The organism is Paraburkholderia tropica (assembly GCF_014171495.1).
Classification (GTDB): Bacteria; Pseudomonadota; Gammaproteobacteria; order Burkholderiales; family Burkholderiaceae; genus Paraburkholderia; species Paraburkholderia tropica.
This window is the reverse complement of record NZ_CP049134.1, coordinates 1,223,621-1,240,377: the sequence shown is the minus strand read 5'-3', so window position 1 is coordinate 1,240,377 and position 16,757 is coordinate 1,223,621. Positions and strand designations below refer to the sequence as shown.

The 16,757-nt window shown below is 66.8% G+C and carries 15 protein-coding genes and 1 riboswitch; of the genes, 10 read left to right on the top strand and 5 right to left on the bottom strand.

All coding sequences use genetic code 11. The annotated features are described in order from the left end of the window. Window positions 1–61: 61 nt before the first annotated feature. On the bottom strand, window positions 62–223 hold the full coding sequence (locus tag G5S35_RS05585) for a DUF1328 family protein (protein ID WP_065060314.1): 162 nt from the start codon (window positions 221–223) through the stop codon (window positions 62–64). 208 nt (window positions 224–431) lie between these two features. Between G5S35_RS05585 and G5S35_RS05580 the strand changes: the two genes are divergently transcribed. Then, window positions 432–569 (top strand): entericidin A/B family lipoprotein, encoded by a 138-nt coding sequence (locus G5S35_RS05580; protein ID WP_074984383.1) that lies wholly within the window; start codon window positions 432–434, stop codon window positions 567–569. A gap of 133 nt (window positions 570–702) precedes the next feature. On the opposite strand, the gene G5S35_RS05575 is transcribed toward G5S35_RS05580, so the two are convergent. Further along, window positions 703–1,704 (bottom strand): EamA family transporter, encoded by a 1,002-nt coding sequence (locus G5S35_RS05575; protein WP_080180065.1) that lies wholly within the window; start codon window positions 1,702–1,704, stop codon window positions 703–705. A 690-nt stretch (window positions 1,705–2,394) separates the two neighbouring features. On the opposite strand from G5S35_RS05575, the gene G5S35_RS05570 reads away from it, so the two are divergent. The 5 genes from G5S35_RS05570 to G5S35_RS05550 all read left to right on the top strand — a co-directional run bounded on the left by G5S35_RS05570 (window position 2,395) and on the right by G5S35_RS05550 (window position 8,275). Continuing rightward, on the top strand, window positions 2,395–2,802 hold the full coding sequence (locus G5S35_RS05570) for a GreA/GreB family elongation factor (RefSeq protein WP_065060318.1): 408 nt from the start codon (window positions 2,395–2,397) through the stop codon (window positions 2,800–2,802). 243 nt (window positions 2,803–3,045) lie between these two features. After that, a riboswitch (TPP riboswitch) is annotated at window positions 3,046–3,185 on the top strand. Between the two features lie 102 nt (window positions 3,186–3,287). Further along, window positions 3,288–5,219: a phosphomethylpyrimidine synthase ThiC gene (gene thiC / locus G5S35_RS05565; protein WP_183038720.1), complete on the top strand. Its 1,932-nt coding sequence runs from the start codon at window positions 3,288–3,290 to the stop codon at window positions 5,217–5,219. 216 nt (window positions 5,220–5,435) lie between these two features. Beyond that, window positions 5,436–5,657 (top strand): glycine zipper 2TM domain-containing protein, encoded by a 222-nt coding sequence (locus tag G5S35_RS05560; protein WP_183038719.1) that lies wholly within the window; start codon window positions 5,436–5,438, stop codon window positions 5,655–5,657. Between the two features lie 251 nt (window positions 5,658–5,908). Next, window positions 5,909–6,409: a hypothetical protein gene (locus G5S35_RS05555; RefSeq protein WP_237181348.1), complete on the top strand. Its 501-nt coding sequence runs from the start codon at window positions 5,909–5,911 to the stop codon at window positions 6,407–6,409. A gap of 264 nt (window positions 6,410–6,673) precedes the next feature. Beyond that, window positions 6,674–8,275: an L-lactate permease gene (locus G5S35_RS05550; protein ID WP_183038718.1), complete on the top strand. Its 1,602-nt coding sequence runs from the start codon at window positions 6,674–6,676 to the stop codon at window positions 8,273–8,275. A gap of 118 nt (window positions 8,276–8,393) precedes the next feature. Here G5S35_RS05550 and bamC read toward each other — a convergent pair whose 3' ends face one another. After that, complete coding sequence (gene bamC / locus G5S35_RS05545; RefSeq protein WP_065060323.1) at window positions 8,394–9,623, bottom strand: outer membrane protein assembly factor BamC; 1,230 nt, start codon at window positions 9,621–9,623, stop codon at window positions 8,394–8,396. Between the two features lie 385 nt (window positions 9,624–10,008). Between bamC and G5S35_RS05540 the strand changes: the two genes are divergently transcribed. Then, window positions 10,009–10,500, top strand: coding sequence for a DUF2844 domain-containing protein (locus G5S35_RS05540; RefSeq protein ID WP_065060324.1), 492 nt, complete (start codon window positions 10,009–10,011; stop codon window positions 10,498–10,500). A gap of 99 nt (window positions 10,501–10,599) precedes the next feature. Here the strand turns inward: G5S35_RS05540 and G5S35_RS40165 are convergent, their stop codons facing one another. Beyond that, window positions 10,600–10,845 (bottom strand): hypothetical protein, encoded by a 246-nt coding sequence (locus tag G5S35_RS40165; protein ID WP_338048712.1) that lies wholly within the window; start codon window positions 10,843–10,845, stop codon window positions 10,600–10,602. Here G5S35_RS40165 and G5S35_RS05535 point away from each other — a divergent pair. Next, window positions 10,808–11,833 carry a DUF3443 domain-containing protein gene (locus G5S35_RS05535; protein WP_338048711.1) on the top strand — a complete coding sequence of 342 codons (1,026 nt, stop codon included), beginning with the start codon at window positions 10,808–10,810 and terminating at the stop codon, window positions 11,831–11,833. The two genes, G5S35_RS40165 and G5S35_RS05535, sit on opposite strands and share 38 nt — an antisense overlap. 60 nt (window positions 11,834–11,893) lie before the next feature. Here G5S35_RS05535 and G5S35_RS05530 read toward each other — a convergent pair whose 3' ends face one another. Continuing rightward, window positions 11,894–12,418, bottom strand: a complete 525-nt coding sequence (locus G5S35_RS05530; protein WP_183038717.1) for a hypothetical protein — start codon at window positions 12,416–12,418, stop codon at window positions 11,894–11,896. 142 nt (window positions 12,419–12,560) lie between these two features. Between G5S35_RS05530 and G5S35_RS05525 the strand changes: the two genes are divergently transcribed. Then, window positions 12,561–14,387 carry a VRR-NUC domain-containing protein gene (locus G5S35_RS05525; RefSeq protein WP_183038716.1) on the top strand — a complete coding sequence of 609 codons (1,827 nt, stop codon included), beginning with the start codon at window positions 12,561–12,563 and terminating at the stop codon, window positions 14,385–14,387. Continuing rightward, entirely contained in the window at window positions 14,384–16,651 is a 2,268-nt protein-coding gene (locus G5S35_RS05520) for an ATP-dependent DNA helicase (RefSeq protein ID WP_183038715.1), read from the top strand. The genes G5S35_RS05525 and G5S35_RS05520 overlap by 4 nt, the downstream gene beginning before the upstream one ends. Window positions 16,652–16,757: the final 106 nt, after the last annotated feature.

Genomic DNA, 16,757 nt, shown 5'->3' with positions numbered 1-16,757 from the left:
TTCGAACGGTTGGCAGGCTGACTTGGGTTCGCGCGCGGTCGCGGACGGCGACTACCGGCCGCTAGCCGCGCAGCACGCCGAGCAGCAGCGTGACGACGAACACGACGAGGAAGACGTAAAACAGGATCTTGGCGATTTCCGCCGCGCCCGCCGCAATGCCGGTGAAGCCGAACACGGCGGCAATGAGCGCGATCACGAAAAAGACGATGGCGTAATGAAGCATGGCGTCGTTCTCCCGTTTTTCCCCTGGATGCGGCTGATGTGGCAATTCGCTATGCGCAAGCAGCGGTCCCGAGCACGCGGACAATCTGGCGGAAAAATCGCGAATAGCCCTTGAAACAAGGGCTCGAAGCAGAATCGGGAGGGAGAGAAACGGCGTCAGGCACGCCGCGTGCTGGAGGAGGATTCCCTTAATCGTGGAGGAATCCCTCATGAAACGCCTGATTGCCTTGCTTCTCGTTGCCGCGTCGGCTGCGGCACTGGCCGCCTGCAACACCGTGGCGGGCGCTGGCCAGGATATTTCTTCAGGTGGTCACGCCATTTCGAACACCGCCGAGCAGGCGAAGTAAGCGGCGGGCCTCGGTGAAAAACGGCTGCGCTGTGCGCGCCGTTTTTCATCGTTTTGCGGCGAATCGAAGAAGAAAATCCAGTACCTGGCCATCACCTGGCAATCCGGACAATCTGCGTGAATCGCAGATCGAATCAGCTTGTCCGGCGCCTGTCGTCGAAGAAAAACGAGAGTCCGACGCTGCCGAGAATCAGCACCGTCGCGACGATCGTCCCCGTGGTGATCGGCTCGCCCAGCATCACCGCGCCCAGCGCCACCGCCACCACCGGATTCACGTACATGCAGCTGCTCGCCACGAGCGGACTTGTCTGGCGAATCAGATAGCCATACGCGACATACGCGGCCATCGTGCCGATCAGCATCAGATAAACGAAGGCGACGAACGGCAGGAAGTGCAGCGTGCCCATGCGCTCGCCGGTGATCCACGCGACCAGCGTCGAGATCGCACCGCCGAGGCCGATCTGCAAGGCCGTGGCGATGAAGAGATCGGACGGCAATTCGAGCCGTCCCGCCAGATGCGCGCCCACTGCCCAGAACAGCGCGCCGCCGAGAATCGCGAGCGACCCGCCCGCCGTGCCGCTCGCGCCGCCGCCGTGACTCAGAATGGCGATGCCGACGAGACCGAGCGCGACCGCCGCCCATTCGCCTTTCGCGACACGCCGGCCCGCAGCCGCTGCGATCAGCGTGGCGAACAAGGGAACGGTCGCGACCATCACGGCCGCCGTGCCGGTGCCGACCGTGCGCATGCCGTACGCGAGCATGCCGCTCGACAGCCCGACCAGCAGCGTGCCGACGACACCCGCGTTACGCACCTGCGCGAGCGTGGGCATGACGGGGCGTCGCCGCATCGCGAATACGAACAGACCGATGCCCGCCAGCAGGTTGCGCAGGCCCGAGAGCAAGAGCGGCGGAAACGAGCCGAGCGCGACGTGCACGCCGAGATAGGTCGAGCCCCAGACGAAGTAGACGACCGCGAGCGACAGCGCGACGCGACCGCTGCGCGTCTGCGGCAGGCGCAGGGCGCGCGCACTGCGCCAGCACCAGGCGCCCGCCCGTATCAACGCTTGAAGGAGACCGAGAAGGAGCCCTTGTGCGAGCGACAAAGCAGTCTGGCCGGAAGGCAAACGGGGCAGCATCGTCAATGCTCCGTGGCGGCGCTGAAAGGGGAACGGACGAAGCACGGGCATCCCGCCGGACGTGGGACGGGACGAGCAAAGCGCGACGGCATGATGGAGGCGGAGAGCGGAGCGAAAGTGCGAGAGAGCGTGCCGATGAGGGCGAAGCTGAACGCGCCCGAAACACGATTGAAAGCTCGGACGGGCGCCACGCATTATGCAACAACGTGCTTCATTGCGGACGCCGCGCAGCGCCTTTATGCGTGGGGGCGCTGCGTGCGCGCAACGGTGTCCCGATCCGGGCGAAACGCAGCGTCGATCCGGCCGCCCTCGCCCCCGATTTTCGAGACCGTGCTAGGATGACACATCCTTTCGATTTACTTTCAGACGATTTTTCGTCCACTTTTTTGCTTCGTCGATACTGATGCGCCAATCGCCCCCGATCCTCGCCGTTTGCCCGCCGCCGCGCCCGTTGCGCGGCGCGGTCGTGCGCGCACGGGCGGCGCATTCGGCAGAGCGCCCCTCGGCCCGCTCACTGGCTCGACGACGCCCACGCCAACCCGGCCAGTCCACCGGCTACCACGCCCCGCAAGCCGCCGCCCGGCGCCCGCGCTGAACCACCCTCCGCTTCCGGAGCCGTTCGGCCAGGCTCCGGGCCGACGATCCCTCACCTCATCCCTTTCACTTTTCCGGATTGCCGGGAGAACCGCCATGTCCAAGAAAATCCGTTACCTGACCGAACTCGATCTCGCCCGCCTCGAAAAATGCGCCGCCGAACCTGGCGCCGCCCCGGCGCGCCAGGCCATGCTCGACGAGCTGCTCGAGCGCGCCGAGATCGTCGATGCGCACAAGGTCGCCTCGAACGTCGTCACCATGAATTCGCAGGTCACGCTCGTGAGCGAGCGCTCGGGCGAGCCGGTGACTTTCACGGTCGTTTATCCGGCGGGCGCGAATGTCGAAGCCGGACGCCTGAACGTGTTCTCGCCGGCGGGCCTTGCGCTGCTCGGCGCGAAGCGCGGCGACACCGTGCGCTTCACGCCGCCGAGCGGCGCCGTCGAAACGCTCAAGATCGATCGCATCCTGTTTCAGCCCGAAGCCGCCGACGATTTTTCGCTCTAATCGCTCTAATCGCTCTAATCGCTCTAATCGCTCTAATCGCTCTAGTAACGCGCAGCTTTCACCCGAAGCACGCGCCGCTTTGCGCCGTGGCTTCGCGGTTCTTCCACCACTTTTCCTCCCTCCCCAACAAAGCGAAATCCGCGCGCATCGCTATATGAGCGCGCGCGCGAAACGCGCCGCGCCTGCCACATCGCGCGCGAATTCGCGCTTGCCAGATCGTCGCAGCGCGGTGTATCGTTTGGCCTGCTTACGCGGGGGTCCTGCGTCATGCGCCGCTTCGAACCATTCATACGAATGCTCAAGCTGCGTATTTCGCGGGTGAGAAATACCCTTTGAACCTGATCTGGATAATGCCAGCGCAGGGAAGCGTCCGGACTTCGCAGCACCATCGCCTTGCTTCATCCATCAAAGCGAAGTCCGTCCACGTTCCGTTTCGTCTCCTGCTAAGCCGTTGTTCCCCCACTGCTTCATGGAGAGAGAGACGCATGAACGCGAATCCCAAATTCATTTCCGCCAACGCGCACGTCGACGAAGCCGCGATCGCGCCGCTGCCCAATTCCCGCAAGATCTACGTCACCGGCTCGCAGCCCGACATCCGCGTGCCGATGCGCGAGATCACGCAAGCCGACACGCCCACGGGCTTCGGCGGCGAGAAGAATCCGCCGGTCTACGTCTACGACACCTCGGGTCCGTACACCGATCCCGAAGCGAAGATCGACATTCGCGCGGGTCTGCCTGCGCTGCGCCAGTCGTGGATCGAAAAGCGCGGCGACACTGAAGCGCTGCCGGGCCTCTCCTCCGACTACGGCCGCGAGCGCGCCGCCGATCCGGCCACGGCCGAACTGCGTTTCCCGGGCCTGCACCGCACGCCGCGCCGCGCCCAGGCCGGCAAGAACGTCACGCAGATGCACTACGCGCGTCAGGGCATCATCACGCCCGAAATGGAGTACATCGCGATCCGCGAAAACCAGCGTCGCGCCGAGTACCTCGAAAGCCTCAAGTCGAGCGGCCCGAACGGCGCAAAGCTCGCGGCGATGATGGGCCGCCAGCATCCGGGCCAGGCGTTCGGCGCAGCGGCGTTCGGCGCCGACGCGCTCAAGGAAATCACGCCTGAATTCGTGCGCGACGAGATCGCACGCGGCCGCGCGATCATCCCCGCGAACATCAACCACCCGGAAAGCGAACCGATGATCATCGGCCGCAACTTCCTCGTGAAGATCAACGCGAACATCGGCAACTCGGCGGTCACGTCGTCGATCGGCGAGGAAGTCGACAAGATGACGTGGGCGATCCGCTGGGGCGGCGACACGGTCATGGATCTGTCGACCGGCAAGCACATTCATGAAACGCGCGAGTGGATCATCCGCAATTCGCCGGTGCCGATCGGCACGGTGCCGATCTATCAGGCGCTCGAAAAGGTCAACGGCAAGGCTGAAGACCTCACGTGGGAAATGTTCCGCGACACGCTGATCGAGCAGGCCGAGCAAGGCGTCGACTACTTCACGATTCACGCGGGCGTGCGTCTGCAATACGTGCCGCTCACGGCCAACCGCATGACGGGCATCGTCTCGCGCGGTGGTTCGATCATGGCCAAGTGGTGCCTCGCGCACCATAAGGAATCCTTCATTTACGAGCATTTCGAAGAGATCTGCGAATTCATGAAGGAATACGACGTGAGCTTCTCGCTCGGCGACGGCCTGCGTCCCGGCTCGATCTACGACGCCAACGACGAAGCGCAGCTCGGCGAACTGAAGACGCTCGGCGAACTCACGCAGATCGCGTGGAAGCACGACGTGCAGGTGATGATCGAAGGCCCCGGCCACGTGCCGATGCAGCTCATCAAGGAGAACATGGATCTCCAGCTCGACTGGTGCAAGGAAGCGCCGTTCTACACGCTCGGGCCGCTGACCACCGACATCGCGCCGGGCTACGATCACATCACTTCGGGCATCGGCGCGGCGATGATCGGCTGGTTCGGCACGGCGATGCTCTGCTACGTCACGCCGAAGGAACACCTCGGCCTGCCGAACAAGGACGACGTGAAGGAAGGCATCATCACGTACAAGCTCGCGGCGCACGCGGCCGATCTCGCGAAGGGTCATCCGGGCGCGCAGGTGCGCGACAACGCGCTCTCGAAGGCGCGTTTCGAGTTCCGCTGGGAAGACCAGTTCAACCTCGGCCTCGATCCGGACAAGGCGCGTGAATTCCACGACGAAACGCTGCCGAAGGACTCGGCCAAGGTCGCGCACTTCTGCTCGATGTGCGGCCCGCACTTCTGCTCGATGAAGATCACGCAGGACGTGCGCGACTTCGCGGCGAAGCAAGGCATGAGCGACGACGAAGCCCTGAAAAAAGGCATGGAAGTGAAGGCCGTCGAGTTCGTCAAGCAAGGCGCGGAGATTTATCAGCGCCAGTAAGCGAAGCGGTTTTTCGCTGCGCCGCACGATGATCAATCTTCACGACGATCGTCGTGCGGCGCGCCGATACATTTTTTAACGACTCCGACAACTCGCTGACAAGCGCACACACCCTGATACGCGGCGCGTGGCTAGGATGGGTGTACTGGAGGTGCGAATCGGGCCTGCGATAGGCGGCGAGATCCGCATCGCGTATCCGATTTCAAGGAGTCGACAATGAACGCGCTCGTCCGTCCCCGCATCCTACTCACGACCGCCACGCTGGTCGCCGTGCTCGGCAGTCTGACTGCTTGTGACAACATGTCCCGACGCGATCGCGACACCGCCATCGGCGCGGGTGTCGGCGGCGCCGCGGGCGCCGTGATCGGCGGCAGCGCGCTGTCGACGGTGGGCGGCGCGGCGGTGGGCGGCATCATCGGCAATCAGGTCGGCAAGTAACCCGCGGTCTGCGCGAAGCATAACGACAACGTCGACAACCCCGACAGGCAGATCGCCGGCCAGCCCGGTTTCAGAGAGGATGCGCGGCGCATGGTTCCTTGGGACATGCGCCGCGCCTGTTTTTGAGCCGCGCCATTGCGTCGGTGCCCTTGCCCGCAATATGCCGTTACGCGTGGGCAATACGCCGCGACGGCAACGCGAGTAAGCTCGATCGACTACGCCGCGATCCGCGCCGCGCCTCGGAGCCCGTCATGCAATACCCGTTTGCGTTTGTATCGATGCTGTCTTCGTCTGTGTCGGCTTGCCGCGCATCCACGTCTGCGCGATATGCGAAGCGCGCCGCTTCGGCAGGCGCGGCCGTCGCGCTGCTCGCGCTCTCGGGCTGCTACTACTACGCGCCATACGGCTACGCGCCCTACTCGTCCTACTCGCCGTACTACGCCGGCGCGGTGCCCGCCGCCGGCACGCAGCAGGAAACGTCGGCTTATCCAACGCAGCAATCGGCACAATCGACCTGGACCGCGGCGCCCAACCCCGCGCCCGCCGCGATTCCCGACGCGCAGTATCCCGGTTCGCTCACGGCCACGCCGCCGGTCGTCGTCGCCGCGCCCGTGTGGCCGGTCTGGCCTGCGTACTATCCGGCTTATCCGGCCTGGCCCGCCTACTATTCGTATCCCGCATGGGGCTGGGGCGCGCCGTCGATCTCGTTCGGCTTCGGCTACTGGGGCGGCGGCGGACACTGGCATCGCTGATCGCGCGGCATCGCATCCGCACTCGAACCGCTGCCCCTCCCGCGCGCCCGGCCCGCGCACGACCGTACTTTCCCTCCTTGACGCTCCGCGCCCATTTTCTATCCTGCTTAGGGGCACCGGGGATTGAAGCACTGCCTTAACTACATCGCCCTCCTTCTCGACGACGCAAGCCGCCGCGCGCCGTCCGCCCCGCCGACGCCACGCCCGGCACGCCGTGCGCCCACGCATCGATGCGCCGATACGAACCAGCACAAAGGAGACGTCATGTTTCATCAGCTGTTGACACCCATCGGCAACTCGCTGCTCTTGTCGTTCATCGTGGCGGTGTTGCCGATCGCCGTGGTGCTCGTCCTGCTCGGCTGGGCGCGCCGCCCCGCGTGGCAGGCTTCGCTCGCGGGCCTCGTCGTCGGGCTGATCGTGGCCATCGCGGGCTGGCAGTTCCCGGTCAATCTGGCGGTGAGCGCGGTGCTCAACGGCGTGGTGTTCGCGCTGTGGCCGGTCATGTGGATCGTGGTCACGGCCATCCTGCTCTACAACATCGCGCTGCGTTCGGGGCGCTTCGCGGCGTTCCGCATGTGGCTGCTCGACAATCTGCCGAACGACCGGCGCATCGTGCTCGTCGTGGTGGGGTTCTCGTTCGGCGCGCTGTTCGAAGGCATTTCGGGCTTCGGCACGCCGATCGCGATCACGAGTTCGCTGCTCATCATGCTCGGCTTCCCGACGCTCGAAGCGCTCACTTTCACGCTGATCTTCAACACCGCGCCGGTGGCGTTCGGCGCGCTCGGCGTGCCGATCACCGTGCTCGGCGCGGTCACGCATCTGCCCGCCGACGTGCTCGGCCAGATGGTCGGCCGCCAGTTGCCGTTCTTCGCCCTGCTGCTGCCGTTCTACGTGATCGCGATCTACGCGGGCGTGGGCGGCATGCTGCGCATCTGGCCGGTGCTGCTGGTCTCGGGCGGCAGTTTCGCGATCACGCAGTTCGTCACCGCGAACTTCATCAACTACAGCCTGACCGACGTGCTGTCGTCGCTCGTTTCGCTGATCCTGACCATCGTGTTTCTGCGCGTCTGGAAACCCGCGCCCGATCCCGCCTTCGAGATCAAGGTCGACCGCGCGAAGGAAGTGCGCGGCGCCGTCTCGGGCGCGCAAGGCTGGTATCCGTGGATCATCGTGGCCGTCGTGGTGATTCTCTGGACCGTGGCGAAGGTGTTCGCGATCGGCGACGTGAAAGTGCCGTGGCCGGGTCTCGACAAGGCCGTCTTCATCACGCTCTACAAGACGCCGTACGGCGCGATCTGGGACTTCCAGCCGCTCGCCACGGGCACCGCGATCCTCGTGGCGGCGATCATCACGGCCTTCGTCGTGCGGCTTAAACCCGCCGACTTCAGCGGCGCGATCGTCGACACGTGGGTGCAGACGCGCATCGCCATTCTCACGGTGGCGACCATCGTCGGGCTCGCGTTTCTGATGAACTACTCGGGCCTCACCTACACGCTCGGGCTCGGCGTGGCGTCGGTGGGCGCGTTCTTCCCGCTGGTGTCCGCGTTCCTCGGCTGGGTCGCCGTGTTCCTCTCGGGCAGCGACACCTCGGGCAACGCGCTGTTCGGCAACCTGCAGGTGGTGGCCGCGCAGCAGCTCAACCTCAATCCCGTGCTGATGGCGGCGACCAACTCGTCGGGCGGCGTGATGGGCAAGATGATCTCGCCGCAGAACATCGCGACGGGCGTCGCAACCACCGAGCTCAAGGGCAAGGAAGGCCACGTCTTCGCACGCACCTTCAAGCATTCGATCCTGATGACGGTGCTGCTCGGCCTGCTCGTCTGGCTCCAGCAGAACGTCTTCACGTGGATGATTCCGCCGCACTGAGCGCGCGATACTCCGCAGCAAAATAAAAAGCCCGCCTGCTTGACGCAGGCGGGCTTTTTAACGATCGCGGACCGGACGAAGGCGACGGACAGCGCGCCTTCGTGCGGTTGCAAATCGCTTAGTGCAGCTCTTCGACCATCAGGCCCATGATCTCGCGCGCCGGGCGCGACGAGTCGATCTGGCCTTTGTCGTCGACCACGGCGATGCGGGTCTGGTTCTCGGTCACGGCGCGCACGTTCACCTTGTACTGCTTGGCGATCTTTTCCTTGCGGCCATGGAAGATCTGGTTCCAGAAGCCCTGTTCCGCCGACGTCATATCCTGCGGATCGACGTAGCGCACGTAGTAGATGCCCTTCGAGCGGTCGCGGTCGTCCACGGTGAAGTTGGCGCGATCGAGCGCGACGCCCACACGCAGCCACGCGCGGTCATACGGCTCGCCGAGCGTGAGTTCGCTCGACGTGTACTGACCCGACGTGTTGCCCGTCGGCGTGGACGGCTGGCTCTGACCCACGGCTGCGGCGTTCTGCGCGGCGATGGCGGCGGCGGCCGCATCCGGTGCCTTCGACTTCGCGTCCTTGGCGTTGGCCTTGGCATCGACGTCCTTCGCGACCTGCGCGTCGGGCACGCCCGGCTTGGCGTTCGCGAGCGTCATCATCAGGCGCTTCAGGTATTCCTGCTCGAGCGCGGGATCGTTGGGCTTCGGCACCCACTTGCTGGTCTCGTTGTTGGTGCCCGACAGCTGCTCGCTCAGCCCCTTCTGGCTGATGAACACATACGTGCCGCCCGTGGGCGACGTTTCGAGGCGCGTGCGGTACTTGTTGCGCTCGGCCGTGACGTACGAGTTGCCCGTGGCCCACGACAGCGTGTTGCGGATCAGACCGTCGTTGATCTTCGGATGGGTTTCGTTCCAGTCCGTTTCCATCACGCCCTTGTCGCGCTGGTCGACGACCAGCAGGAAGCCTTGTTCCTGCCAGAAGCGGCGGACCTGGGCCCAGACGTCGGCGGGCGTGCGGCTGTCGATGACGAGCCAGCTTTCCGTGCCGTCACGCTGGATGTGCATGCCCGGAACCTGCGGCAGCACCTGGGTCTGCTGGTCGGACGACGGCGCGTCGCTCTGGACCTGCTTGAGCGTGGACAGCGAGGCCTCGCCGCCCTGCGGCGCCACCGAACGCTGGTCGGACGTTTCGTCCAGCAAGTTCGGCGGTACAGCCAGCGACGCCTGCTTCGCCTTGGCGTCGCTGCGGTAATCGATCTTGTTCGGCGACGGCGAACTGCAGCCGGCGACCAACCCGCCCGCCATCAGGAGCGCAAAGGCGCGTGCGGCAAGACGTTGATGAAAATCACTCATGTTCGGGTAATCCCTTCGGCTTAGGCCACGTCCGGTTTCGTGGATCAACCAAACATTTTACCGGCGACTCGGCGTGATGTGCAAAAAGCCGGGGGCGACAACGCCGCTTGAAACGCTTTCCTCGCGCGCAACGCCCTGTCCGCGCGGCCTTTACCGGCATTTCCCGTAATCAAATTAACGTTTATCAACATTCGGTAAGCCTTGCCGATTGTGCCCTTTTGCTCAGCTTTTCCTTACAAATCAAGCGACTGGGGTTCTATCGAGGTTCGCTCGAGTTTGCGCAGTGCGGTGTCGCGCGTTCGGTGGGCTTGCCTGAAAGGGCCCGGTGCTACTTTTCTCAAAAAGAAAAGAAACATCTCGAAAAAAGAATCTAACGGAGAGAAATATGACAACTTGCAGCCTCACCGAGGCGGGCCGCGTCACGTCTGTCGCCCGCGCAGTTACCTGCGCACTCGTGTGCCTGGCCGGTCTGCCCGCCGTCGCGCACGCCGCGCTCGGCGACATCGCCCCCGCCGCCGAAGCCGCCTCGCCGCCCGCGCACAGCGTCGCGGGCGGCGAGGCGCGGATGGCGAGCTACACCGATGCAGCGGGCACGACCGTCAACGTCTACATCGACGCCCGCAGCCGGCGGATCTTCGCCTACACCTGGCAAGGTCCGGCGACGCCCAATCTCGACACACTCCTCGGCCCGTACGCCGCCACCTGGCACAGCGGCGCGGCAGCGCTGCACGCCGCCGGCGGCGACGAACTGCACGCCGCGCGCGTGGAAACGCCATCGGTCATCGTCGAAACCGGCGGTCACATGCGCGGTTACATCGGGCGCGCGTGGCTGCCCGGCGCGCTGCCCGTCGGCATCACTGAGAGGGCACTGCAATGAACGCACATGAACTTCCAGCGCGGGCACAAGAGTCTGCGCCATCCGGCCGCCGCATGCGCCTGCTCGCTTGCGCGAGCGTCCTTGGGCTCGCGCTGAGCGTCACGCTCGTCGCCTGCGGCGGCGGCGGGGGCGATGGCGGCGGCAACGGCGCGGGCAGTCCGCCCGCCCCAGCGCGACCGCCGCGCCTACCGCCGTCAAACCTGCGGCCACGCCCGCGCCGAACACCAGCAATACGAGCGTGCCGCCGTCGAGCACGCCCAACGTGCATCCCGTGAGCGTCGCGGCCACGCCCAGCTCGACGCGCAACATGCTCACCACGACCGTGACCGTCTGCGTGCCGGGCACGAACACCTGCGCGACCATCGGCAACGTGCAGGTGGACACCGGTTCGCAGGGCCTGCGGCTGCTCGCTTCCGCGCTGCCCGCCGGACTGAATCTGCCCGCGGTGTCGGCGGGGGGCGGCCAGGCCATCGCGGGCGAATGCGCGGGCTTCGGCAGCGGCTACACCTGGGGCGCCGTGCGCAGCGCCGACGTGCGGCTCGCGGGCGAAGTGGCGTCCGCGCTGCCGATCCAGGTGATCGCCGACCCGGCCGTGCCCGCCACGCCGAGCGCCTGCCAGGGCCGCGGCCTCGCGATGCTGACGCCCGGGACGCTGCGCGCGAACGGCATCCTCGGCGTCGGTCCGTTCGATGCCGACTGCGGCGCGTCGTGCGTCAATCAGGCGTCGGGATCGTGGTACTACGCGTGCGCGTCGGGCACTTGCGCGGCCAGCGCGCAGCCGCTCGCGCAGCAGGTGCGCAACCCCGTCGCCGCCTTCGCCACCGACAACAACGGCGTCGTGCTCGACCTGCCCGCCGTGGCCGCGAGCGGCGCATCGAGCGTGTCCGGATCGCTGATCTTCGGCATCGGCTCGCAGTCGAACAACGCGCTCGGCGGCGCGACGGTGCTGCGCGCGAACACCGTGACGGGCTTCGTCTCGACCACCACCTCGGACGGCAGCGTCTACGCGCAAAGCTATCTGGACAGCGGCTCGAACGGATTCTTCTTCGCCAACGCGACGCTCACGCGCTGCGGCGTCTGGTACTGCCCGTCATCGCCGCAAAGTCTCAGCGCGACGATCAAGGGCATCGACGGCACCGGCGCGCCCGCCGCGCTTTCGATCGACAGCGCGCAGACGCTCTTCGCGAGCGGCAACTGGGCGTTCGCGAATCTGGCGGGCTACAACGGCCATGCGTTCGGATGGGGCCTGCCGTTTTTCTTCGGCAAGCGCGTCTATACGGCGATCGAGGCCCAGGCGACGCCGGTGGGCGCGGGACCGTACTTCGCGTTCTGATGACGGGGAAAAAATGGAGCGAGGCGCGCGGCGCGCCTCGTCATGATGGACGAAACGTGCTTAGTCTTGCGCGCTGGCGTCGGAAGCCGGCGTGGTCTTCGCGAGCGCGGCCGGCGCGAGCCAGTGGAACGACGTGAGGCTGCCGGTGTGATCGTAGGTGCACTCGGCGGCGGTGGCCGTGGGCGGCGCCTTGTGCAGGCCGAGTTTGCGGGCGATCAGCTCGACGGGCGTGGTGGGCTTGGCTTCCGCCGCATGCGTCGATGAAGCACCCGACGCTGCCGAAGCCGCCGCAGCACTCGACGCACCCGAAGCCGCATGCGCCCCGCTCGCAGCCACAGCCGCCGACGCAGCGACCGCCTCCGAAGCCGGCAACACGCCGCGTTCGAGATGCCCTTCGATCACCACGCGTTCGCCGCGATAGGCCACGGCGGTATGCGTGACGGAGAGTTCGCCCAGCGACGCCTGGTTCAGCCGCGTGCGCATCTCCTGCTCGCAGGCGCCCGGATTCTGATACTGCGCGACGCATCCCGCGAGCAGGGTAACGCCGGCCGCAAGGCCGACGAGGCTGACATTCCGTTTATTCATCGCTCTTTCATGCGCTCGAAGCGCGGTTCGGTTTTCAGGCTGCGGCAATTGTAGCCTACGGTAGGCCGCGCCCTCCGTCGAAGCGATGCGCGGCGGCGCGGGCCTGCTATCATCGCTGCTGTATATCCGTACAGTGCCGCGCGTGCTTCCCGACTCCCCCGATCCGTTCTATTACCTCGCGAACTTCGAGCGTGCGCTCGGCTGGCTCGACGCGCGCTGCGCCGACCTCTTCGACGACGGGGAACGCCGCTTCCTGCGCGATTTCGTCGCCCTGCCGCGCGCCTCGCGTGCATTGTTCGTGCGCATGCTGATGCGCAAAGGGCCGGATTTTCGCGCCAGCAAGCTCGATTACGCCGAAATCGGCTGCCCGCGCGAAGCCGCTGCGCCGCTGGTGGCGGGCGGCTGGCTCGACGGCGCGCCCGTGCTCGCTTTCGATGCGCTCGCGGCAATCGTCACGAAGGCGGAATTGCTGGCGCTCGCTGCGCACCTCGCGCAAGTCACCCATGAGCCCGACCTGGCCGACCTGGCCGACACCGCCGACGCTCCATCACGCGCAGCCGCCTTGCAAGCGCTCAAAGCGCTCGACAAACGCAGCGCCACGCGCGCCGCCACGCTTGCCGCGCTCGACGCTCTCGCGCCCGACGCACGCGAATGGGCCGCGTGGTTCCCCGCTTCCGCCGACGCCGTGTTCCGCTTCAACGCCGCGCCGCTGTGCGAGCGCCTGCGCCTGATGTTCTTCGGCAATCTGCGCCAGGACTGGACCGAGTTCGTGCTCGCCGATCTGGGCGTCTATCGCTACGAGCAGGTGCCGCTCGATGCGGCGTCGCGCGTGTTCCAGCAGCGCGCCGACATCGACGCCTATCTCGCCCTGCGCGATTGCCGCGAAGCGCTCGATCTCGCCGACGATCCGGTCGCGGGCCTCGCGTGCGCGCTCGATACGCTCGACGCCCTCGCGCCGCGCACGCACGGCAATGCGTGGCTGCGCGCGCGTCACGACCGTCTGCGCCACGCCGTGGGGCTCGCCGCCGAGCGCGCCAGCGAAGCCGACCTCGCGTGGCGCGCCTACGTGGACAGCGCGCATCCGGAGTCGCGCTACCGGCGCGTGCGCGTGCTCGAACAACTCGCGCGCCGCGACGAAGCCGTGGCCCTCGCGCAGGCGATTGCCGCCGCGCCGGCGAACGAGGAAGAGGCGCAACGCGCGGCGCGCACGCTCGGCCGCCTGCTGCGCACACGCGCGAAAAAACACGCAAGCCAAGCGGACGACACCGCCGCGTCCACCCACGCGAAGCTCTCGCTGACCTTGCCCGCCGCGTGGGCGGCTCTGCGCGTGGAAGAAGCATCGCGCCGCGCGCTCAGCACCGACGACGCGCCCGTGTTCTACGTCGAGAACACGCTAATCACCAGTCTGTTCGGCCTGCTCTGCTGGCCCGCGCTGTTCGCGCCGCTGCCGGGCGCGTTCTTCCATCCTTTCCAGCGCGGCCCTGCCGACCTCCACGCCGCCGATTTCGTCAGTCGGCGCGCCGAGCGCTTCGCGGCCTGTCTCGCCGAACTCGACGACGGCACCTATCGCGCGACCATCCGGATGCGCTTCGGCGAGAAATACGGCATCCAGTCGCCTTACGTCGCGTGGCCCGCGCTCGACGACACGCTGCTCACGCTCGCGCTCGACTGCTTTCCGGCCGCGCATCTGCGTCTGTGGTTCGAGCGTCTGTTGCGCGAGCCCGCCGCCAACCGCTCGGGCCTGCCCGACCTCGTGCGTTTCTGGCCGCGCGAACGCCGCTACGAGCTGATCGAGGTGAAAGGCCCCGGCGACCGCCTGCAGGACAACCAGCGCCGCTGGCTCGCCTATTGCGCGTCGCACGGCATGCCCGTCACGGTGCTGCAGGCGCACTGGGCACGCGAAGATAGCGACGAGCGCGAAGAAAGCGATAGCGGCACGCTCGCGTCCCACCCGGAAACAGCGCGATGAGCTACACGGTCGCCGTGCGCACGCTCTGCGAGTTCACCGCGAAGCGCGGCGACCTCGACCTGCGCTTCACGCCGTCGCCCGACGCGAGCGAAGGCCGCGCCGGGCATGCCGCCATCGCCGCGCGCCGCCCGTCCGGCTACGAAACCGAAATCGCGCTGACCGGCACCGTCGGCACGCTGACCGTGCGCGGCCGCGCCGACGGCTACGATCCCGCGCAACGCCGGCTCGAAGAGTTCAAGACCTATCGCGGCGATCTCGACGCCATGCGCGAAAACCACCGCGCGCTGCACTGGGCGCAACTGCGCGTCTATGGCGCGCTGATGTGCGAGAAGCGGGCGCTCGACACGATCGAACTCGCGCTCGTCTACTACGACATCGCCTCGGGCCGCGAAACCGCACTCACCGAACAGGCCAGCGCCACCGATTTGCGCGCCACGTTCGAGTCGCAGTGCGCGCGATTTTCCGCATGGGCCGAACAGGAAAGCGCGCATCGCAGCGCGCGCGACGCGGCGCTCGCCGCGCTGCAACTGCCGCACGCGGACTTCCGTCACGGCCAGCGCGATCTCGCCGAAGCGGTCTGGCGCGCGGCCACACAAGCACGCTGCCTGCTGGCGCAAGCGCCCACCGGCATCGGCAAGACGATCGGCACGCTGTTTCCGCAATTGAAGGCGTGTCCGCGCGCGGGCATCGACAAGGTGCTGTTTCTGAGCGCGAAAAGCTCGGGGCGCCAGCTCGCGCTCGATGCACTCGCGACGCTGACGCGCACGCAGGAAGACACAGCGCTGCCGCTGCGCGTGCTCGAACTCGTCGCGCGCGACAAGGCCTGCGAGCATCCCGAACTGGCGTGTCATGGCGAATCGTGTCCGCTTGCGCGCGCCTTCTACGACCGCCTGCCTGCCGCGCGCTCGGCGGCGCTCGCGCGCGTGCGGCTCGATCGCGCCACGCTGCGCGACGTCGCGCGCGATCACGCGGTCTGTCCGTATTACCTCGGCCAGGAACTCGCGCGCTGGAGCGACGTGATCGTCGGCGACTACAACTACTACTTCGACGTGAGCGCCATGCTGTTCATGCTCGCCGCGCACAATCAATGGCGCGCGAGCCTGCTCGTCGACGAAGCGCACAACCTGCCCGAACGCGCCCGCGCGATGTACTCGGCGGAACTCGTGCAGACGCGGCTCGACGCCGTGAAGCGCGGCGCGAGCGCGCCGGTCAAGCGCGCGCTCACCCGCCTCACGCGCCACTGGAACACCGAAAACGCCGTGCAGCCGCACGCGTGGCGCGCGCGCGACGCGTTGCCCGACGCCCTGATCGCCGCGCTCGGCGACGTGATCGGCGCGATCGGCGATCAACTCGCGGAACCCGCGCTCGTGCGCGATCCCGAACTCGAACGGTTCTACTTTGACGCGCTGCATTTCGTGCGCATCGCCGAGCGCTTCGATCAGCATTCGATCTTCGACGTCACGCCGCTGCCCGCCGCGAGCAACGCGAAGCGCACGCGCTCCGCGCTCTGCATCCGCAACATCGTGCCCGCGGGCGCGTTACGTCCACGTGTGGCGGCGGCGCACAGCGTCACGCTGTTTTCGGCCACGCTCGCGCCGACGCACTATTACACCGACATGCTCGGTCTGCCCGCGAATACGGTGAACGTCGAGATCGGCACGCCGTTTCGCGCCGAGCAACTCGACGTGCAGATCGCGCGCGACATTTCCACGCGCTACAAGGACCGCGAGCGCTCGCTCGACGCGCTGGTCACGCGCGTCGCCGCGCAATATGCGCAGCGCCCGGGCAACTATCTGTGTTTCTTCAGCAGCTACGCGTATCTGCAAAGCGCCGCCGATGCCTTCGTCGCGCGTCATCCTCATGTACCGGTGTGGATGCAGTCGCGCACGATGGACGAAGCGCAGCAGCAGGACTTCGTCGCACGCTTCGTCGAAGGCGGCAGCGGTGTGGGCTTCGCGGTGCTCGGCGGCGCGTTCGGCGAAGGCATCGACCTGCCGGGCACGCGGCTGATCGGCACCTTCATCGCTACGCTCGGCATGCCGCAGGTGAACCCCGTGAACGAAGCGATCCGCGCGCGCATGGACGCGCTCTATGGCGCGGGCTTCGACTACACCTATCTGATTCCCGGTCTGCGCAAGGTCGTGCAGGCGGCCGGCCGCGTGATTCGCACCGAGCGCGACAGCGGCGTGGTGCATCTGCTCGACGACCGCTTTGCGCGGCCCGACGTGCGCGCGCTGCTGCCTGCCTGGTGGGAAGTCGGCTAACCGCCATTCATCAGTATGCCGAACTATCTTGCGACCATGAAAAACCGGCGCCGCACGCGACGCCGGTTTCCACGCGAGCGCTTCTAGCGCATATCGATCACACCGA